Source organism: Microbacterium sp. MF43, assembly GCF_012847295.1.
Lineage (GTDB): Bacteria > Actinomycetota > Actinomycetes > Actinomycetales > Microbacteriaceae > Microbacterium.
Map to the genome: position 1 here is coordinate 540122 of NZ_JABBDY010000002.1, position 18682 is coordinate 558803.

Sequence of the window (18682 nt, forward strand, 5' to 3'; positions counted from 1 at the left end):
GCTCTCGGTCGTGTCGCTTCGGGGGCAACGGTACGGTCGTCGGGCAAATGACCACTTCCGCCGTTCGGGAGGCGAAAGTAACGATCGGGTAAACACTACCTCGACCGTCCTGGGAATGCCATCAACGCTGTGGAAACTGCCGTGCTTTTGTGGCGATTCTTAACAAACCTTCAGGTTCCGTCGGCCAGCGCAACGTCGACGAGGCGCTCGAAGATGGCCGGGCTCGCCGCCACCGTGAGCGGGCGCGGCGTCACCTCGTCCCCCGGAACGAAAAGGAACGAGCCCCCTGCTTCCGTGACGAGCAGCGCTCCCGCGGCGTGGTCCCAGGGGGCGAGCCCCCGCTCGAAATAGCCGTCGAGCCGGCCGGCCGCCACGTAGGCGAGATCGAGGGATGCCGCTCCTCCGCGCCGCAGGTCGCGCGCCATCGGCATCACGCGGGCGACGCGGGCCAGGTCGCCGGCATGGGTCGCCGGGTCGTAGCCGAAGCCGGTCGCGAGGAGGCCGCCGGCCGCCGACACCTCGCCGTTGACCGTGAGCCTCTCGTCGCCGAGCCACGCCCCACCGCCGCGCGCCGCATGGAACACCTCGCCGGCGACCGGCGCGTACACCGCCGCAGCGATCGCCTCCCACTGTCCGGCAACCGGCTCGCCGATGACGGCGGCGATGCTCACCGCGTACAGAGGGATGCCGTAGGCGTAGTTGACGGTTCCGTCGATCGGGTCGACGACCCACGTCACGTCGCTCGTCCCGCGCTCCGCGCCCGACTCCTCTCCGAGGAAGCCGTCGTCAGGCCGGGCCTCGGCGAGCCGTGCCCGGATCAACTCCTCGACCTCGCGGTCGGCGAGCGTCACGATGTCGGCGAGCGCGGACTTCGTCGCGGCGATCGACACTCCTTCGCTGCGACGCGTGCGCGCGAGCTGTCCCGCATCCTGCGCGATGTCGATGGCGAGTGCTTCCAGCTCATGCGCAAGGCTCATGCGTCCACGCTATCGGCCCCGGGTCCGCGGCAACGGGCGAGGCCGGCGTGGTCCGCCGGAGGATATTCGACAGTCGGGGTGGCCGACGGCCGAGGCATCCGTCCCGCCCGGCTAGCGTGGAGGGATGGCCGCTGAAGTCCGCACCGCAACCCATGACGTCGTCATCGTCGGAGGCGGGCACAACGCCCTGGTCGCCGCCGCCTACCTCGCCCGCGCCGGGCGCTCGGTCGTCGTGCTCGAGCGGCTCGACCATCTCGGCGGCGCTGCGGTGTCGGAGCGCCCCTGGGCCGGCGTCGATGCCCGGCTCTCGCGCTACTCGTACCTCGTGAGCCTGCTCCCCCAGCGCATCATCGACGACCTCGGACTGCGCATCGACCTCAAGCGACGCCGCTACTCGTCGTACACGCCCGACCCGAGCGATCCGTCGCGCGGAATCCTGGTGGACACGGCGGATGCCTCGGCCACCGCCGCGTCGTTCGCCCGGGTCACCGGCGGCACGCGCGAGGCCGACCGCTTCGCCGCCTTCTACGACCGCATCGCCCCCATCGCGCGGCAGCTGTTCCCGACCGTGACGGAACCGCTCGCGCGACGCGGTGACCTGCGCGCGGCGCTCGGGGACGACCGGCTGTGGGACGACCTCTTCGAGCGTCCGCTCGGCGAGGTGCTGCGCGATTCGCTCGACACCGACATCGCGCAGGGCATCGCGCTGACCGACGGGCTCATCGGCACCTTCGCTTCCGCCGACGATCAGAGCCTGCGGCAGAACCGGTGCTTCCTGTACCACGTCATCGGCGGCGGCACCGGCGACTGGGACGTCCCGGTCGGCGGCATGGGACGTGTGAGCGGGGAGCTCGAGCGCGCCGCGCGCGAGGCGGGCGCCGAGCTGCGCACCCGTGCAGAGGTGACGGCGATCTCACCGGACGGCGTCGTCGAGGTTGCGCACGCCGACGGACGCACGGAGACGATCGAGGGAAGACTCGTGCTCAGCGGGGTCGGCCCCGCGGTGCTCGCCCGCCTGATGGGAGAGGAGAGCACCGGGCGTCCCGCGCCCGAAGGCGCTCAGGTGAAGGTGAACATGCTGCTGCGCCGGCTCCCGCGGCTGCGCGATGCGAACGTCGCACCCGAGGCAGCCTTCGCGGGCACGTTCCACATCAACGAGACGCTCACCCAGCTCGACGCGGCGCACCGGACGGCCACCGCAGGCGGGATCCCCGATCCGCTCCCGGCCGAGATCTACTGCCACTCCCTCACCGACCCGTCGATCCTCGGGCCGGAGCTGCGCGCCTCGGGCGCCCAGACCCTCACGCTGTTCGGCCTGCAGGTGCCGCATCATCTGGTGAAGGGAACGGATCCGGATGCCTCGCGCCACGCGCTCCTCGAGGCCGCGCAGCGCTCCCTCGACTCGGTCCTCGCCGAGCCGATCGCCGACGTGGTCTACCAGGCCCCTGACGGCCGGCACTGCATCGAGGCGCGGACGACGGCCGACCTCGAGGAGTCGCTCGGGATGGTCGCCGGAGACATCTTCCATGGGCCCCTGTCGTGGCCGTGGGCCGATGACGACGCGCCGCTCGAGACGCCCGCCGAGCGGTGGGGCGTGGAGACGGGGCACGAGCGTGTGCTGCTGTGCGGTTCCGGCGCTCGCCGCGGCGGCGCTGTCAGCGGCCTCGGCGGACACAACGCCGCGATGGCCGCGCTCGAACTGCTCGGGCGCTGACCCGCTCCCCCGCTGAGCAACGTCGCTTCGCGCGCGGCTACGCGGAGCAACGGGCGCGAGAGACAACCGCGAGACTACGGGCGCGGCGGAAGCGGCGGCGGAGGCGGGTAGCCCTCGTACCCCGGATGCGCCGCCGGATCAGCCGATGGCGTGTGCTGCTGCGGGGCAACGAAGACGTGCGCGCCGGGAGTCGGATACCCCGTGTAGTACGCATTCCAGTCGGGCGAGCCGTCGGGCAGCATCGGCAGAGGGGTCGCCCCGTCGACGTAGGTCGGCCACGGGAGGAGCTCCTGCGGCGCGGGCTCGGCGGGGATCGCCGGTTGCGGCGTGGCGGGTGCAGATGCGGTCGCGACGGCCGGAGCGGAGGGCACGGACGCATACGGCACCGGGTAGGGGGCGACGGCCTGGGGCTTCTTCGGAGCGAAGAGTGCGTTCACGAGTGGGAGCAGTGCGGTGCCGACGGCGGCGAGAATCGCGACGGCGACCATCACGCGCCAGTAGATCTCGGGGAGGTCGAGGTACTCGCCGAACATCAGCGGGAGGATCAGCAGCGCCGCCAGCGTCCCGACGAGCACCAGCGTGACGATCGCGACGGCGCGGGTGAAGGCGGTGTCATAGCGCTGGAGCGCCTTCAGGTAGAGGCGCACGTGCAGCAGTCCGAGCTGAAGAATCAAGACGATCAGCAGGAACTGGATGAATCGCGAGAAGCCGCCCCACGTGTAGCGCTCCGGCATCCAGATCATGACGGCCCCGATGAGCAGCGTCGCGATCCACACGCCCATGCTCGCCAGCGCGAACCATGCCGGGCGCCGCGGTGCGAGGTGCGCGTCGAGGATCGTCGCGCCCGCGAAGGCCACCAGAAGGAGGATCGTGAGGAACGCTCGCCCGATGATCCCGTTCTGTTCGCCGATGAGCACCCACACGACGCACACGACCGCCGCCGCGATCAGCGCACCGATCGCCACCCAGATCGCGGCGCGCAGAAGCGACGCGCTCGCCCCGTCGGCACGCTGCGGCGCCGGAGCCGGATACTGCGCGGTCGCGAAGTCAGCCGGCTGGTAGGGAGCGGCGACCTGGTGGTGCGGGGCCGTGACACCCGCCGGCTCGTGGGGCGCCGCGGGATGGGGATCGGGCAACGTCATGGCGGTCCTCTCTCTCGCGGACGTGCGCCCGCATGCTCATCCTGGCACGCGGCCCTCGGTCGCCGGGAGACCGTTCACCGGCCGGTGGGGTCCCCTTCCTCAGCGGCGGCGGGGAGGGATGCCACCTCCGATAAACGCAGAAAGCGCCCCGCGAGGGGCGCTTTCTGCGTTGGTGGCGAGTGAGGGATTCGAACCCCCGAAGTCTAAGACGGCTGATTTACAGTCAGATCCCTTTGGCCGCTTGGGTAACTCGCCAGGCGCACCCGTCCGACTTTTCCAGACGACCGGAGGCGCGATCAACCATCTTACGCTGTGTCGGGCGGTGCTCGAAATCGAGCCGCCGGCCGATCTGCTCAGGTGCCGATGCGGTCGAGATCGAGTCCCTCGAGCACGGCCGGGGTGCGCAGCAGCGCCCCCTCGAACCGGCAGGTCGCCGCTGCCATGTCCATGGCGGATTGCAGCACTTCGCCCCACTCCTCCTCGGTCGCCGGCACGCGTTCGACGAGGGCGGCCACGGTCGCCGCGAAGGCGGCATCACCGGCGCCCATGGTGTCGACGATCGGCCCCGGCAGGTTCGAGATCGGTCGCGTGACGACGACCTCGCCTGCCTCGATGGTCGCGCCGGCGGCGCCCTCGGTCGCGAGCACGGCACGCGCGCCGAGGTCGATCAGCCGGGCCCGCAGCGCGTCGAGCCGCTCGTCGTAGAGGAGCGACGCGTCGTCTTCGCCGACCTTCACCAGCACGCTCCCTCGTGCGAGCGCTTCGAAACCGCGCGCGAACTCGGCCTTGTCGTGCATCATCCCGGCGCGCGGGTTCGGATCGATGGCGACATCGGCGCCCGAGGCGGCGATGGTCTCGGCGAGTTCATCGGACTGCTCGCGGTCGTCGAACGCCACACAGCTGACGACGACGAGCGAGGCATCCGTCATCGCCTGTCTCTCGGCGTCGCCATACCGGATGCGCCGTCGCTGCGCCGCTTCGTTGAAGACGTACTCCGGCTCGCCGCCGCCGCTGCGCGTGCTGACCGCGCGCGCGGTGCCGAGGGCCGACGCCGTCTCGATCAGCTCGACGCCGTAGTCGGCGAGGTACGAGCGGATGTGCCCGCCCGGCTCGTCGTGGCCGACCATCGCGATGAGGGTCGTCGGCACGCCGAGGCGCGACAGCCCGACCGCGACGTTGAGTGCGGCGCCCCCGACGAACTCCCGCACGCCGTTGTCGTCGCGCAGTTCGTCGATGAGCGCGTCGCCCACGACGACGACGCGGGTCATCGGCGGCTTCCGGCGGTCTCGAGAATGCGGCCGACGAACGCCTCGGTGCGCCGCCGTGTGCCGTCGATGCGCAGGTCGACGCTCGCGCGCACTTCGTTCGGTGCGAGCGGCATCGCGAGCCGCACGTTCTCATGGCACGACAGATCCGTGCAGATGTAGGTGCCGACGCTGTCGCCGTGCTCACCGGCGGCGCCGGCCTTTCGCGCCGTGAAGAGCGCCACCTGGTCGGCGGGCTGCATCGTGTGACACAGGTTGCACATGGCCGAGCGGGCGCTCGACGTGCCCTCCGCGGCGCGCATCACGACCCCCCGCGGCTCGCCGTCGACCTCGGCGATGAGGTAGCCGCGTCCGCGGGTGCGCGGATCGCGCCACGCATAGAAGTCGAGGTGATCCCAGTCGGCGAGCAGGAAGTCGGTCGGCATCGCGACGATCCGCAGCTCATCGGGTGAGGCGTTCACGAACGTGGAACGCACATCTTCTTCGGTCAGTGGGCGCATGGCACCTCCTCGCGCCCCCAGTCTACGAACGACGGATGCCTCCGCTACCCCGCACGGGCGGCTGAGGCATCCGCCCGCCTTCACTCTCGGGCTGATGCGGCAGGCTTCGCGGCCGGCTCGGCCGGAAGCTCGTCGGATGGCTCGACGGCGCCGCGCTCGCGGATGAGGAACCCGAAGCCGAAGGCGATGAAGAACATCAGCACGCCGTAGACCGCCGCAGGCAGGCTGAGCTCAACCGAGTTCAGGACGGTCTGCGCGATGACGATCGCGAGCGTCGCGTTGTGGATGCCGATCTCGAAAGACGCCGCGATGGCCTGCCGCTTGCCGACCTTGAGCAGGCGCGGCACGAGATAGCCGACGGTGAGGCTGATCACGCAGAAGAGGACCGTGATGAGCGACAGGCGCGCGAAGTTCTCGACGAGGAGCGCCCAGTTCGAGGCCACCGCACCGGCGATCACGACCACGAGGATCACGATCGACGCGATCCGCACCGGCTTGTCCATCGCCTTGGCGAAGCCCGGCCAGAGATGCCGCACGACCATTCCGATCGCGACGGGCACCAGCACGATGGCGAACACCTCGAGCACCTTGGACCACTGCATGCCGAGCTGGCTGTCGAACGGGTCGAAGTACACGATCGCGAGGTTCGTGATGATCGGCAGCGTCACCACCGAGATCACCGAGTTCACCGCGGTCAGCGAGATGTTCAGCGCGACGTCCCCGCGGAACAGGTGGCTGTAGAGGTTCGCCGTCGTTCCGCCGGGCGACGCGGCGAGCATCATCATGCCGACGGCGAGCACCGGCGGCAGCTGGAAGGCGAGAACGAGGCCGAAGCAGATCGCGGGGAGCAGGATCAGCTGGCACAGGAGCGCGAGGATCACCGCCTTGGGCTGCTTCAGGACGCGCGCGAAGTCGCCGGGAGTGAGGCTCAGTCCGAGCCCGAACATGATGATTCCGAGGGCCACGGGCAGGCCGATGGTCGTCAACGCTGACATGGGACTCAGTGTGCCGGATGCCGCGACCCCGTGTCACGCGGCTGTGGAGAGTCCCGCCGCCTCACCAGCCGAGCCGGCGGGCCACGGCGTCCGCCGCGGCCGTCGGGAAGTCGTCCCACCCCGGCTCGAGGATCTCGCGCGCAAGGCCGAACACGGCGCGAGCCGCCTCCTCCGCCGGCTGAGCGACGGCGTCGGCGATCCGAGCACCCCACTCGGGAAAGTCCCGCTCGAAGCGCCGCATCGGGTCGATCGTGTCGCGCAGCGAGGTGGATGCCTCGGCGAACCGCCCGCGGATCGCCCGCACCAGCAGCTGGACCGCCCACTGACGGATGAACTGCCCGCCGTTGAGCTCCTCGCCGCGTCGCACGCGCCCGACGCCGATCAGGAGCTTGACGAGCACGAGCCGCACGTCGTTCGACGGATCGAACCGGTCCCCCGCCTCCGCACGCGCGCGGGAGGCCGCGATGAGCGTCGCCGTGGTCCCGGCCGCATCGTCCACGACCACGGTCGCCTCGCCCGCGAGCGCGCCGGCGAGCTCCGAGGCATCCGAGAAGGCGAACTCGAACACGTGCCCGTCGTCGTACACCGCCGCGAACCCGATCTCCCCCTCACGAGCCGTCAGCACCAGCCGGTCCTGGTCGGGCAGCCACGCCAGGTCGGGGCGGATCTCGTGACCGAGTCCGGCTTCGGTGATCGCGAAGAAGTCGTGATCGGACCATTCGTCGCGACGAGCGGATGCCTCATCCGACGCCGACCCGAGCAGCACGAGACCGATCAGCCCGTCTCGCTCCCTCACGCCGCGCGCCAGGGCGGCGCTGAGCTCGTCGAACCGCTCGGGCGAGGTCACGAGGCCTTCACCTCGTCGGCGGGCGTCACGTCGCCTGCGTCGACCACACCGCGCGAGACCTCGGCGACTTCGGGCTCGGCGCTCGTCGGCGGGGCGTCCACGCCGGGAAGCGTCCACACGGCGAACGCCGGACCCTCAGCGGACAGCAGCACGGCGCCGTCCTCCGACACCGCGAGCATCGCGTCGCCGAACAGCGCCTCCGCGGATGCGGCACCCGGGAGCGAGCCGGCCGGGATCGAGGCATCCGTGTCTCCTCGCGCGGCCAGCACGAGAAGGGTCTCGTCGGCCGACTCGCGGACGAAGGCGACACCGTCGTCGTCGATGTGCACCCAGCGGAAGCCGCCCGTCTGCAGCGCGGGATGAGCGGTGCGCAGAGCGATCAGGTCGCGGTACAGCGCGATGCGCTCGGCGACCGCCGGCTCGCTCTCGGTCCCCCACGGCATCGGCGTGCGGCTCGCCTCGCCGTCAGCCCCGGTGAGCCCGAACTCGTCGCCGGCGAACACGACCGGCAGGCCGGGCATCGTCAGCGACAGGCCCACGGCCACCGGGATGGCACCCGGCGCGGCGTTCGTCGCGAAGCGGCCGGTGTCGTGGGTGTCGAGCGGCTGCATGTTGCCGAGCCTCACGCGCCACGGGATGCCCGCCGTGAACCGGGTCACCGCGTCGGCGAACTCCCGCGCGGTGTACCGCGGGATGCCTCCGATCGGCTGGCCGAAGAACCACGACTCCGTGACCTCCGCCCCGTCGGCGTCCTGGTAGGGCGTGCCCGTCGGCTCGCTCAGCCAGCCCCACAGCGGGCGGGTGAAGGACGGGTAGGTCATCGCGCCGTGCCAGCCGTCGCCCTGAAGGTCGCTCGCCGCGTCGTTCGTCGACTCGCCGAGCAGGATCGCGTCGGGGTTGATGCGCAGCATCGTCTCTCGCAGCAGCTGCCGCACCTCGGCGTTGAGGTCGACGCTGCCGAGGCGACCGGTCATGTTCGCCACGTCGATGCGCCAGCCGTCGGCGTTGTACGGCGGGTTGAGCCACTTCGCCACCACCGAGTCGTCGCCCGACACGAACCGGCGGCGCAGCTCCTCCGACGACCAGTCGAACTTCGGCAGGCTCGCGTAGCCCAGCCACGAGACGTACTCGGTGTTGCCTTCGTCGGTGAAGTAGTAGAACTCCTCCTCCGGTGCCCCGGGGTTCGCGTACGCCGCCCGGAACCACTCGTGGCTGTCGCCGGAATGGTTGCTCGTGAGATCTCCGATGACCCGGATGCCCCGGGCGTGCGCCGCCTCGATGAGCCGGACGTACGCGTCGTCCCCGCCGAGCAGGGGATCGATGCGGTCGAACGTGCTGGCGTCGTAGCGGTGATTCGACTCCGCCGGGAAGACGGGCGTCAGGTACAGCAGGTTGACGCCGAGCGAGACCAGGTGGTCGAGCTTGTCGATGATCCCCTGGATGTCACCGCCGTAGAACTGCTGCGACCGTGCCGGCATCACCGGGTCCACCGGGTCGGACCAGGTCGCGGGGATCGCCCACTCCGGCGTGGGGTGCGTGTCGGCCTGCGCCGAGCGGGCGAACCGGTCGGGGAAGACCTGGTAGAGCACGGCCTCGTTCAGCCACGCCGGCGGCGCCGGGTACGCCACGAGCGCGAAGTCCTCGGCGTCCAGCGTCTCGATGCGGTGGAGCCCGGTCTGGTTGAGCCACTCGACGCGACCGTCGGCATGGCGCAGCATCCATCGATATCCGTGCCGCGGATTGCGCACCGTGAGGGGCGCCTCCCACCAGTCCCACCCGTCGACCGTGCCGATGCGGCGCGCATCGGTCCACTCCGGCTCGTGATCGGGGTTGGAGCGGGTGCGCACCGCGTCGAGCGGTCCGTACCCTTCCGGAATGCGCAGGCGCACCCGGACGACGTCACCCAGGGCCGGCGCCGCGTCGGAGACATACAGCGCCGAGCCGTCGTGATGGGGAGCGAGGGTCATGACAGGCCTTTCGTGGGTCGGCAGCGCGCGCCGCCGGATGCGACGTGGTTGCACGGCACGAGGCCATGACAGAGCCCTTGAGTTATCTGATTCAGGATGCCGCGGCTCGCGGCATCCGTCTACTTCACGCTGCCGGCGACGAGACCACCCGCGATGTAGCGCTGCAGCAGCAGGAACAGGATCATGACGGGAAGCGCGGCGAGCACTGCACCGGCGGCGAAGATGCCCCAGTTCTGCGACTGGAAGCCGGAGACCAGCTGGAAGAGGCCGATCGCCAGCGTCTGGTCGCGCGGATCGGTCAGCAGAACGTTCGCGATCGCGAACTCGCCGATGAATCCGATGAAGCTCAGGAGCCCGATCACGGCGAGCACCGGCGTGACCAGCGGCAGCATGATCGTGAAGAACACGCGCGCATGGCCGGCGCCGTCGATCTTCGCGGCCTCGTCGATGGCGGTGGGGATCGTGTTGAAGAACCCGTACATGAGGAACGTGTTCACGCCCAGCGCGCCGCCGAGGTAGACCATGATGAGGCCGGCGTGGGTGCCGAGGCCGACCGCCGGGAAGACGTCGGTGATCCAGATCATCGTGAGGAAGATCGCGACGATCATGAGCAGCTGCGGGAACATCTGCAGGATCAGCAGCGCCAGGAGGCCCGTGCGACGGCCGCGGAAGCGCATGCGCGAGAAGGCGTAGGCCCCCATGGCGCACAGCAGAACCGTGAAGGCGCTCGAGACGATCGAGATGACGAGGGCGTTCCAGTACCAGGTGAGGTAGATGCCGCCGTCGCGGGTGAGGATCTCGATGTAGTTGTCGAGCGTGAAGGCGCGGAAGAGCTGGTTCGAGCCCGTGAGCGTGCCGATCGGGTTGAGAGAGGCCGACAGCACGTACGCGAGGGGCAGCAGCGCGAAGATGATCGCGGCGATGGCCACGAGGTGGCGCCACCCCTTGTCGACGAACCACTTGCCGAACGGCTGGCGCCGGTCACCGCGCACCGGCTTCGGCGGCTGGGAGGCGAAGTCCGCCATTCCGGCCATCGTGGTCACGCCGTCGGCGCGGCCCATGCGGTTCTCGAGGAGCTGGTCCTCTTTGATCTGGCGATCGATGGAGTCGGACATCAGTGCAGATCCTCCAGTGACTTCGTCGAACGGAAGGAGATGGCCGCGATGATCGCGACGATGATGAAGATCAGGATCGACAGGGCGCTCGCGAGGCCGTAGTCACGGCCGCCGCCGCTGCCGAACGCGATCTTGTAGACCATCGTGATCATGATGTCGGTGGCGCCGATCGGCAGCGTCGTGTCGGGGAACCTCGGATTACCGCCGGTGAGCATGAAGATCACCGCGAAATTGTTGAAGTTGAACGCGAACGTGGCGATCAGCAGCGGGGCGACCGCGACGAACAGCAGCGGCAGCTTGATCGACCGGAAGATGCGCCAGGCGCCGGCGCCGTCCATCTTGGCCGCCTCGATGACGTCGTCGGGGAGCGACTGCAACGCGCCCGTGCACACCAGGAACATGTAGGCGTAGCCGAGCCACATGTTCACCAGCAGCACGCTCAATCGCGCGAGCCAGGGATCGCTGAGCCAGGGTATGTCTGCGCCCCCGAAGAGCACTTCGTTGATGAAGCCGAACTCCTCGTTCAGCATGCCCGCCCACACCAGGCCCGTCAGGTACGTCGGGAACGCATACGGCAGGATCACCAGGATGCGGTAGATCTTCTTGCCGCGCAGGGTCGGGTGGTTGAACACGATCGCGAGGAAGAGTCCAAGGGCGAAGCAGAGCAGCGTCGAGAAGAACGCGAACGCGAAGGTCCAGATCGTCACCCGGATGAGCGGGTCCCGGATCTGCTCGTTCGTGAACGCGTAGGCGTAGTTCTCCCAGCCGACGACCACGCGCCAGCCGGGCGTCAGCGCCTGACCGTCCTCGGCGCGGAAGTTGCCTTCGCCGTCGTCGACGTACACCACCCCGCTCTCGGTGTCGGTGAAGGTGTCGGCCGCTTCGTCGTACTCGAGCGTCGACGTGAACACGAAGGCGGTGGATCCGTCCGGTGTGCGCAGGGCGCCGTCGTTGATGTCGTCCGAGATGGGGACGCTGAGGGCGAGGACCTCGTCCTGGAAGCGGAGCACCTGGTTGAGGTCGAGCTTCTCCCAGCCGTCGGGGGCACTCGTGGCCTCCTCGAGAGGCTGCTCGTTCGTGCCGAAGGAGGTGGTGCCGCCGGGCTCGGCGACGAGCATGCCGTACTGGTCGGCCTGCCGGTATATCTCCACCGCGTAGGTCGGCGAGTCGGGCACACGCTCCTGCGAAGTGCTGATGATCTGGGCGATCGCGTCTTCCTTGGTGCTGTTGTGCGCGTCGCCGTAGTTGGTGAACGAGATGTACCCGGTGTAGAAGATCACGAAGACCTGGAAGATGGCGAGGAAGAACAGACCGGGGGTCAGGTACTTCGCCGGCAGCACGCCGGGCTTCAGGTAGATGTAGTTGACGAGGCCGACGACCGCGACGAGCAGCGCCGCTGCGACCCAGTCGCCCTTGCCGACCAGGACATACAGCCCGAACACGGCGAGTGCGTCGATGATGCCGAGCAGCACCACCTTGATCACGAGGGCGAGGATGCCGCCGCTGGTCAGCTTCCGCTGGGGACCGAACTCGGGCGCGCCGCCCCGGGGCGGTGTGGGCTTCGCGGGCGGGGCCTGAGTCTTTACGTCAGCCATGGACGCTCCCTCTTCGCAGTGTCAGGGTCAGGGTAGAAGGATGGGCGGGGCTCCCGGAAGAGCCCCGCCCATTCAAAGACGGATCAGCCGTCGATGCTCGCCTGGACGTTCTGGGCCGCAGTGGTCCAGATCTCGGCGGGCTCGCCGCCCTCGCCCTTGATGATCTGCAGCTCGGCGTTGCCCCAGTCGGACCACACCGAACCCATCTCGGGGATGGCGGGCATCGGGGCACCGGTCTGGCCGATAGCACCGAACGCCGCGACGTCAGGGTCGTCAGCCGAAGCGGCCTCGTAGGCCGAGATCAGTGCCGGCGGGCGACCGCCGACCTCGAACAGGCTCAGCTGAGCCTCTTCGGTGCTGAGGTAGTTGACGATGTAGTTCGTCGCCGCGAGCGCGTTGGTGGACTTGCTCGAGAGGAAGAACGCGTTGACACCGATGAAGGGCTTCGCCTCTTCGCCACCGGCGCTGGGGAGCGGGTCGATGGCGTAGTTGATGCCGCCCTCGGAGATCGCGGGGATGTTCCACGGACCCGTCAGGTAGTAGGGCGACTCGCCGGCGATGAAGAACTCACGCGCCTTCTCACCGTCGATGTTGGCATTGAACACGCCCGAGCCGGCAGCGCCCTGCGTGCCGAGCCACGTTGCGAACTCCTGGCCGGCCTCGTCACCGAGGACGAGCTGCGACGAGTCGTAGCTGCCGTCGTCGTTCTGCGCGAAGACCTGCGAGCCGAACGACGTCTGGAACGGGTACAGGTGGTACGGGTCGCCCTGCTCAGGCGACAGGCCCACGAGGAACGGGTACTTGGTGCCGGCGGCCTTGCCGTTGGCGATGACCTCGTCGTAGGTCTCGGCGGGCTCCGGGACCAGGTCGACGTTGCGCACGAGGGCGACGTTCTCGATCGAGTACGGGACGCCGTAGACCTTGCCGTCGTACGTCACCGCGGCGAGGGCTGCCTCGCTGAAGCCCTCAGCGACATCGCCGAGCTCGAGCGGCGCGACGACGCCGGCGGCGTAGTAGGCGCCGAGCTTGTCGTGGGGGCTGACGATGACGTCGGGACCCTTGCCCGTGGGGACCTGGCTGATGAAGTCCTGGTCGACGGTCGCGAAGTCCTTGGTCACGAGCTTGACCTCGATGCCGGTCTCCTCGGTGAACTGCTCCGAGATGGCCTCGAGCGCGGGCTCGCGCTCGATGTCGACCCAGACCGTGATGGGGGTGGTGTCCTCGTTGTTGCCGCTGTCGCCGCCGTTGTCGCCCGAGTTGCCTGCGCAACCGGAGAGCACGAGCGCGCTGCCCGCGATGAGCGCGCTGATGCCGAGCACGCTCTTCTTGTTCACCTTCATCGGTGTGTGCCTCTCTGAAGTGCTGTTGGGATTCAGACCGGCCGTGCCGGCGCTGGGCACCGTTGAAGGCCGTTCTTCCGCTCGCCGAAAACTGCAAGCGCTTACATTGTTACCACGATGGGTCCAGAATGCAACCCGTCAACGGGACTTTCGATACGAGTTCGTGACTTGCGAATATCGCGGTTCACCCGCGAAATACCCCCAACCTGCAAGCGCTTCCAAGTGCTCCGGATGCCCCGCCCCCTTGTCCGCTCGCGGATAGACTGCCCGCTATGGCTGATTCTTCCTTTGACATCGTCAGCAAGGTCGACCACCAAGAGGCCGACAACGCGCTCAACCAGGCCCGCAAGGAGGTCGAGCAGCGCTACGACTTCAAGGGCACCGGCGCCTCCATCGAGTGGAGCGGCGAGGCGATCCTGATCAAGGCGGCAACCGAGGAGCGTGCCAAGGCGGTCCTCGACGTCTTCCAGTCGAAGCTGATCAAGCGTGGCATCTCGCTCAAGAGCCTCGAATCGGGCGAGCCGGTCCCGAGCGGCAAGGAGTTCCGCATCACCTCCACGCTCAAGGACGGGATCTCGTCTGAGAACGCGAAGAAGATCTCGAAGATCATCCGCGACGAGGGCCCCAAGTCGGTCAAGTCGCAGATCCAGGGCGACGAGTTGCGCGTGCAGTCCAAGAGCAGGGACGACCTCCAGGAGGTCCAGCGCCTGCTCAAAGCAGCCGATCTCGACGTCGACCTGCAGTTCGTCAACTACCGGTAGCGCTGGACCTCCCTCGCGGTATCTATCGGCGAGCATCCTCTCGAAGGTCCGCCGCGGGAGCGACGGAGATGACGGATGCGCGAGGCCATGTCCAGGCTGAGCGAATGATGAAGGCCAGGAGCAGCACCTCGATCCCGATCGAGATGCCGTAGAAGAACGCCCACTCCCACGTCCCCCCTGCCGCATTGAACAGCGAGTAGGGGATGTAGAGAGATCCCACGACGAGGTTGGCGGCCCGGTTCACCCGTGCCGGCAGCGCGATCGAGAGCACGACCATCAGTCCTGGGATCGCCACGGTCGCGAGCATGATGGTCAACAGCGTCGCGCTGACGTCGAACCTCCAGACCATCCCGTCGAGGATGCTGTCGACCACACCGGGCTTGTAGAAGTTCACGATGTCGACGTAGACGTAGAGGAACATGAAGCTGGTCCAGGCGGCGGCGAGCTTGACCCTCACCGGGATCGGCGGGTTGTCGAGCTGGTTCGGGGTTGTCGTCGGGGTGTTCATCGGGTCTTCTTTCTCGGTGTTGATCCGTCCGCCGGTCGGCGGCAGGTCTGGTTTGCGGACGCGTGGGATGTGTCGTTCTCGTCGGTGCGGTCGTCAGACCGTGACGACGACCTTTCCTCGGGTGTGGCCGGCGCCGACGTGGCGCAGGGCGTCGGCTGCTTCGTCGAGGGGGTAGATCCGGTCGATGACGGGCGTGACCATCCCGGTCGCGAGCAGGTCGGCCAGGGCGAGAAGGTCCGCCCGCTTCCCGAAGGACGTGAAGGGCTTCAGCCGCTGACGGGTGAAGCCGGACAGGATGCGCGCCTTCGCGATCCGGCCGAGGGGGCCCAGCCAGCGGCTGCCGCGTCCGCTGTTGGGGATCAGAGTGCCCGTCGGCGCCAGTGCTCGGCGCATTGCAGCCAGGGGCTGCGCTTCGACGTTGTCGAGGATGACGTCGTAGCGCTTGTCGGCGCGAGTGAAGTCGGTCGTCGTGTAGTCGACGACGTGATCGGCGCCGAGGGATCGGACCATGCCGATGTTCCGCGTGCTGCACACAGCCGTCACCTCGGCCCCGAACGCCTTGGCGATCTGTACCGCGAAGGAACCCACGCCGCCCGACGCGCCCGTGACGAGCACCGACTGACCCGGTCGAACCTCCGCGATATCGCGCAATGCCTGCAACGCCGTCATGGCCGACGTGGGCACGGCCGCCGCCGCCGTGACCGACACGTCGGCAGGCACGAGCGCCAGGTTGCGCTCCGGCACGCGGGCATACTGGGCGAGCGTTCCCGTGGTGCTCCACCCGAACACCTCGTCTCCGGGGCGGAGCGCGCTGACCCCCGCCCCGATCGCTGTCACCACGCCGGCGAGGTCTCGCCCGGGGATGCCGTGCCGAGGCCGACGAAACCCGTACACCAGGCGCACCAGGTACGGCACACCGGTCATGACGAAGTAGTCGCCGGGATGCACCGAGGCCGCGCCCACCCGGACGAGCACTTCCCCTTTGCGCGGCAGCGGCAGCTCGACCTCGGACGGCTCGACCACCGAGGGCGGTCCGTAACGGCGCTGGAACGCAGCCTGCATCGTCGCCGCCCCGCGCCGAGTTGCCGCGAGGCGTGCTCCGTCGTTCGATCGCTGTTCGACTCTCACAAGAAGCTCCTCATGTTGCTCGCCGATTCGGCTTCGTACACTGTACGTCGTACGTTGTACGATAGGACGTACGCTGTACGATTGTCAAGCCGTTCGAATCAGCGAGGAGACCCGTGCCGAAGAGAGAACGCCCCCGGGACGGAACAAGCGGCGGTCTGAGCAAGCGACGGGTCGCGCTCGAAGCGGTGCGACTCGCCGACCGCGAGGGAGTCGACGGGCTGAGCATGCGCCGGCTGGCGACGGCGCTCGACGCGGGCGCGATGTCGCTCTACCACTACGTGGCGAGCAAGGAGGAGCTGCTCGACGCCATGATCGACATCGTCTTCGAGGAGATCGAGCTCCCCTCCGAGAAGATCGACTGGCAGTCGGCGATGCGACAGCAGGCGGTATCGTCCAGACAGGCCCTCGCACGCCACCCGTGGGCGATCAGCTTGATGGAGTCGCGAACCACTCCAGGGCCCGCCAACCTCCGGCACCGCGAAGCCGTCACCGCCTGCCTGCGGAAGGCGGGTTTCTCCGCGCTGATGGCGACGCACGCCAACTGGCTCATCAGCAGCCAGGTGTACGGGTACGCCCTGCAGGAAGCCAGTCTGCCGTTCGACACGGCCGATGAGCTCGCCGACATGACCGAGAACGTCTATCTGCCCCAGCTTCCTCCCGAGGAGTTCCCCTACCTCAACGAGTCCGCCGCAGCGCTCCTCGCGGTGGGCTACGACCCCACCGAGGAGTTCATCTTCGGCCTCGACCTCGTCCTGTCCGCCCTCGAGCCTCTGAGAGGCTCCGAGTAGCGCGCACTGCCGCGACAGATCGATCCCGCAGATCCGCATCCGGGTGCGCGCAAGGGACTTTCGCCCCGGTCCGATCGATGGCCACAGGACACGCTGTGCGTCATGTCCCGATCGCACGAGGTCGTCAGCTTTCTCACCCGTGTCACGCTCGCCCACGTCGTCACCTACTTCGCGGTCGGCCTGATCGCCGCGACGGTGCTCGATTACGAGAGCCTTCTCGCGCAGCCGATCGTCCGGGACTTCATGCGCCCGTTCGGCTCGGTCGCGGTCATCGTCGGACCGCTCCTCCAGGTGCTCCGCGGGATCGTCATCGCAGCGGTGCTCCTGCCCTTCCGGTCCGTGCTTGCGCAGCGCCTGGGCTGGCTCTGGCTCTGGTTGCTCTTCGTGGGAATCGGGATCATCTCCACCCCCGCGGCGGCACCCAGTTCGTTGGAGGGAGCGGTCTACAGCCAACTCCCCTGGTGGTATCACCTGGTGGGGATGCCGGAGATCCTGGTCCAGACGCTGGTCTTCAGCATCCTCACCGGCCTCATCGCGCGCCACCCGGATGGAGTGCTGGCCGCGCTGCCGCCCGTCTTCTCGCGCATCCTCCGTGCGGTCGTGGTCGCGTGCTTCTCGTTCGTCGGTTACGCAGTCGTCTCCGTGTCGTTCGCACTGGCCGCCGGGGCGGCCGTGGGATCGGCAGAGAATCTGTCTCCGGCCGTGCAGGGCCTCTTCGCGGCGCCCCTGATCGCCAATGCGACGATCGCCTTCTTCGCAACCTCCGGCGGCGGAGCGCGCAGGGCACTGCCGGCCGCCGCCCTCTCCTATGCCGTCGGAGCGCTCTCCATCCTCGGCTATCAGGCGATCGTCTTCGGGAGCGCCGACCTGCTCTACGGGCTGATCGCGCCGATCCTTCCCGCGCTCGTCCTCTGGTTCGCGACCTCCCGCGTGCGTCCCGCCGAAAACGCGACGCGCGCGAAGACCCCACCGCCGGCGACCCGAGTGGATTCGGCACCCTGAGTCAGACGCCGCCGACGTCGCGTCACGGCACGCTTCGCGCAGAACCGCGGCCGCTGCCCTCCACGAGCGCCGCCGATACCTCGCGGAACTCCTGAGGCGTGATCTCCCCGCGCGCCAGCCTCATCTCCAGCAGTTCGCGCGCCTGGCCCCCCGTGCCCGCATCTCGACGGCGCTCGCCTTCGGAGCGCATCAGCAGCACGAGCACGACGACCAGCGCGCCGACGAGGATGAGCGGAACCAGAATGCCGATCACCCACATCCACCAGCCGCCGGTGGCGTATCCCCACATCATCGCGCCCTCCTTCGCTCGCGGAATCAAGTCAACGCCGCCCCCGCTCGGGTCGTCGGGACTTTCGACCCTTCCCCCGCAGACGCACCACGGCGCCGCTCACGCCGCGGGACCATCGACCCATCCCCCGCCTGCGGCCCCGGAGCATCCTGATGATGCCCAGCCTCGAACCTCGTCGCGGGCAGCCACGAGTCGCCGAACGGCGAGCGCAGCCGAAGGAGAATGATGATGACGATCGACGTCCACGTCACGCACCACGTCGCGGTCGATACAGCGGGCGTGCGCCGGGCAGTCCCGATGGACGCGTTGACGGACTTCTTCGCCGAGGCGTTCACCGAAACCATGCGCGTCCTCGAGATGCAGGGCATCCCGCCGGTCGGTCCGCCGTTCGGCAAGTACTACGGCATGCCCGGCGCGACGGTGGACGTCGAGGCGGGGTTCCCGGTAGCGGCCGCCATCGCCTCCTCCGGGGAAGTGGTGCCCGGACGACTCCCGGACAGCAGAGTGGTCGAGGCCGAGCACGTCGGGTCATACGACACGCTGGAGGAGACGTATGCCGAGATGCAGCGATTCATGGCGGGCGAGGGCCTGACCGGTGGCGATGTGATGTGGGAGAGCTATCTCAACGGCCCTGCCACCGAGCCGGATCCGACGCAGTGGCGCACTGTCATCTCCATTCCGCTCGCGGATCAGGAGACGACCGCGACGCCGGATTCCGCCGCAACGCCGTGAGTACGGCTGGCGCGCGG

The 18682-nt window shown here is 68.7% G+C and carries 18 protein-coding genes and 1 tRNA gene; 5 read left to right on the forward strand and 14 right to left on the reverse strand.

Annotated elements, in window-relative coordinates; genetic code table 11:
* Window positions 1-170: 170 nt before the first annotated feature.
* Window positions 171-977 (reverse strand): inositol monophosphatase family protein, encoded by an 807-nt coding sequence (locus HF323_RS06885; protein ID WP_169581824.1) that lies wholly within the window; start codon window positions 975-977, stop codon window positions 171-173.
* Between the two features lie 124 nt (window positions 978-1101).
* Between HF323_RS06885 and HF323_RS06890 the strand changes: the two genes are divergently transcribed.
* Window positions 1102-2691 carry an NAD(P)/FAD-dependent oxidoreductase gene (locus tag HF323_RS06890; protein ID WP_169581825.1) on the forward strand — a complete coding sequence of 530 codons (1590 nt, stop codon included), beginning with the start codon at window positions 1102-1104 and terminating at the stop codon, window positions 2689-2691.
* A 74-nt stretch (window positions 2692-2765) separates the two neighbouring features.
* Here HF323_RS06890 and HF323_RS06895 read toward each other — a convergent pair whose 3' ends face one another.
* The 10 genes from HF323_RS06895 to HF323_RS06940 all read right to left on the reverse strand — a co-directional run bounded on the left by HF323_RS06895 (window position 2766) and on the right by HF323_RS06940 (window position 13457).
* Window positions 2766-3833: a hypothetical protein gene (locus HF323_RS06895; RefSeq protein ID WP_223169215.1), complete on the reverse strand. Its 1068-nt coding sequence runs from the start codon at window positions 3831-3833 to the stop codon at window positions 2766-2768.
* Between the two features lie 170 nt (window positions 3834-4003).
* Window positions 4004-4088: transfer RNA gene (locus HF323_RS06900), tRNA-Tyr, on the reverse strand.
* Between the two features lie 98 nt (window positions 4089-4186).
* Entirely contained in the window at window positions 4187-5101 is a 915-nt protein-coding gene (locus HF323_RS06905; protein ID WP_169581826.1) for a PfkB family carbohydrate kinase, read from the reverse strand.
* The gene (locus HF323_RS06910; protein WP_169581827.1) at window positions 5098-5598 is read right to left on the reverse strand and encodes an FBP domain-containing protein; all 501 of its coding nucleotides are present in this window, start codon (window positions 5596-5598) and stop codon (window positions 5098-5100) included. The genes HF323_RS06905 and HF323_RS06910 overlap by 4 nt, the downstream gene beginning before the upstream one ends.
* A gap of 80 nt (window positions 5599-5678) precedes the next feature.
* Entirely contained in the window at window positions 5679-6593 is a 915-nt protein-coding gene (locus HF323_RS06915; RefSeq protein WP_169581828.1) for a bile acid:sodium symporter family protein, read from the reverse strand.
* A 61-nt stretch (window positions 6594-6654) separates the two neighbouring features.
* On the reverse strand, window positions 6655-7440 hold the full coding sequence (locus tag HF323_RS06920) for a hypothetical protein (protein WP_169581829.1): 786 nt from the start codon (window positions 7438-7440) through the stop codon (window positions 6655-6657).
* Entirely contained in the window at window positions 7437-9407 is a 1971-nt protein-coding gene (locus HF323_RS06925) for a glycoside hydrolase family 13 protein (protein ID WP_169581830.1), read from the reverse strand. Before HF323_RS06925 ends, HF323_RS06920 begins: the two co-directional genes overlap by 4 nt.
* Before the next feature lie 119 nt (window positions 9408-9526).
* Window positions 9527-10441, reverse strand: a complete 915-nt coding sequence (locus HF323_RS06930; RefSeq protein WP_169582146.1) for a sugar ABC transporter permease — start codon at window positions 10439-10441, stop codon at window positions 9527-9529.
* Window positions 10442-10521: 80 nt separating this feature from the next.
* Window positions 10522-12117 carry an ABC transporter permease subunit gene (locus HF323_RS06935; RefSeq protein WP_169581831.1) on the reverse strand — a complete coding sequence of 532 codons (1596 nt, stop codon included), beginning with the start codon at window positions 12115-12117 and terminating at the stop codon, window positions 10522-10524.
* Between the two features lie 83 nt (window positions 12118-12200).
* A complete protein-coding gene (locus tag HF323_RS06940) occupies window positions 12201-13457 on the reverse strand; it encodes a maltose ABC transporter substrate-binding protein (protein WP_169581832.1) in 1257 nt (418 codons plus the stop codon).
* 272 nt (window positions 13458-13729) lie between these two features.
* Between HF323_RS06940 and HF323_RS06945 the strand changes: the two genes are divergently transcribed.
* Window positions 13730-14218, forward strand: coding sequence for a YajQ family cyclic di-GMP-binding protein (locus HF323_RS06945; protein WP_169581833.1), 489 nt, complete (start codon window positions 13730-13732; stop codon window positions 14216-14218).
* Between the two features lie 22 nt (window positions 14219-14240).
* Here HF323_RS06945 and HF323_RS06950 read toward each other — a convergent pair whose 3' ends face one another.
* Together HF323_RS06950 and HF323_RS06955 are read right to left on the reverse strand one after the other, a co-directional pair.
* Window positions 14241-14726 carry a DUF6326 family protein gene (locus HF323_RS06950; RefSeq protein ID WP_169581834.1) on the reverse strand — a complete coding sequence of 162 codons (486 nt, stop codon included), beginning with the start codon at window positions 14724-14726 and terminating at the stop codon, window positions 14241-14243.
* Window positions 14727-14819: 93 nt separating this feature from the next.
* Window positions 14820-15854 (reverse strand): NAD(P)-dependent alcohol dehydrogenase, encoded by a 1035-nt coding sequence (locus HF323_RS06955; RefSeq protein ID WP_317451020.1) that lies wholly within the window; start codon window positions 15852-15854, stop codon window positions 14820-14822.
* 113 nt (window positions 15855-15967) lie between these two features.
* Between HF323_RS06955 and HF323_RS06960 the strand changes: the two genes are divergently transcribed.
* Window positions 15968-16642 (forward strand): TetR/AcrR family transcriptional regulator C-terminal domain-containing protein, encoded by a 675-nt coding sequence (locus tag HF323_RS06960; RefSeq protein WP_169581835.1) that lies wholly within the window; start codon window positions 15968-15970, stop codon window positions 16640-16642.
* 102 nt (window positions 16643-16744) lie between these two features.
* On the forward strand, window positions 16745-17644 hold the full coding sequence (locus HF323_RS06965; RefSeq protein WP_169581836.1) for a hypothetical protein: 900 nt from the start codon (window positions 16745-16747) through the stop codon (window positions 17642-17644).
* Between the two features lie 22 nt (window positions 17645-17666).
* Here the strand turns inward: HF323_RS06965 and HF323_RS06970 are convergent, their stop codons facing one another.
* Window positions 17667-17936: an SHOCT domain-containing protein gene (locus HF323_RS06970; RefSeq protein ID WP_169581837.1), complete on the reverse strand. Its 270-nt coding sequence runs from the start codon at window positions 17934-17936 to the stop codon at window positions 17667-17669.
* A 225-nt stretch (window positions 17937-18161) separates the two neighbouring features.
* Here HF323_RS06970 and HF323_RS06975 point away from each other — a divergent pair, with 225 nt between their 5' ends.
* Window positions 18162-18665 (forward strand): GyrI-like domain-containing protein, encoded by a 504-nt coding sequence (locus HF323_RS06975; RefSeq protein WP_169581838.1) that lies wholly within the window; start codon window positions 18162-18164, stop codon window positions 18663-18665.
* Window positions 18666-18682 lie beyond the last annotated feature (17 nt).

Excerpts from the sequence above, each read along its gene's own strand:
- HF323_RS06925 (WP_169581830.1), bottom strand. The coding sequence starts at position 9,407 with ATGACCCTCGCTCCCCATCACGACGGCTCGGCGCTGTATGTCTCCGAC.
- HF323_RS06890 (WP_169581825.1), top strand. The coding sequence starts at position 1,102 with ATGGCCGCTGAAGTCCGCACCGCAACCCATGACGTCGTCATCGTCGGA.
- HF323_RS06905 (WP_169581826.1), bottom strand. The coding sequence starts at position 5,101 with ATGACCCGCGTCGTCGTCGTGGGCGACGCGCTCATCGACGAACTGCGC.
- HF323_RS06965 (WP_169581836.1), top strand. The coding sequence starts at position 16,745 with ATGTCCCGATCGCACGAGGTCGTCAGCTTTCTCACCCGTGTCACGCTC.
- HF323_RS06930 (WP_169582146.1), bottom strand. The coding sequence starts at position 10,441 with ATGGCCGGAATGGCGGACTTCGCCTCCCAGCCGCCGAAGCCGGTGCGC.
- HF323_RS06970 (WP_169581837.1), bottom strand. The coding sequence starts at position 17,936 with ATGATGTGGGGATACGCCACCGGCGGCTGGTGGATGTGGGTGATCGGC.
- HF323_RS06940 (WP_169581832.1), bottom strand. The coding sequence starts at position 13,457 with ATGAAGGTGAACAAGAAGAGCGTGCTCGGCATCAGCGCGCTCATCGCG.
- HF323_RS06910 (WP_169581827.1), bottom strand. The coding sequence starts at position 5,598 with ATGCGCCCACTGACCGAAGAAGATGTGCGTTCCACGTTCGTGAACGCC.
- HF323_RS06935 (WP_169581831.1), bottom strand. The coding sequence starts at position 12,117 with ATGGCTGACGTAAAGACTCAGGCCCCGCCCGCGAAGCCCACACCGCCC.
- HF323_RS06975 (WP_169581838.1), top strand. The coding sequence starts at position 18,162 with ATGACGATCGACGTCCACGTCACGCACCACGTCGCGGTCGATACAGCG.
- HF323_RS06885 (WP_169581824.1), bottom strand. The coding sequence starts at position 977 with ATGAGCCTTGCGCATGAGCTGGAAGCACTCGCCATCGACATCGCGCAG.
- HF323_RS06950 (WP_169581834.1), bottom strand. The coding sequence starts at position 14,726 with ATGAACACCCCGACGACAACCCCGAACCAGCTCGACAACCCGCCGATC.
- HF323_RS06945 (WP_169581833.1), top strand. The coding sequence starts at position 13,730 with ATGGCTGATTCTTCCTTTGACATCGTCAGCAAGGTCGACCACCAAGAG.
- HF323_RS06895 (WP_223169215.1), bottom strand. The coding sequence starts at position 3,833 with ATGACGTTGCCCGATCCCCATCCCGCGGCGCCCCACGAGCCGGCGGGT.
- HF323_RS06915 (WP_169581828.1), bottom strand. The coding sequence starts at position 6,593 with ATGTCAGCGTTGACGACCATCGGCCTGCCCGTGGCCCTCGGAATCATC.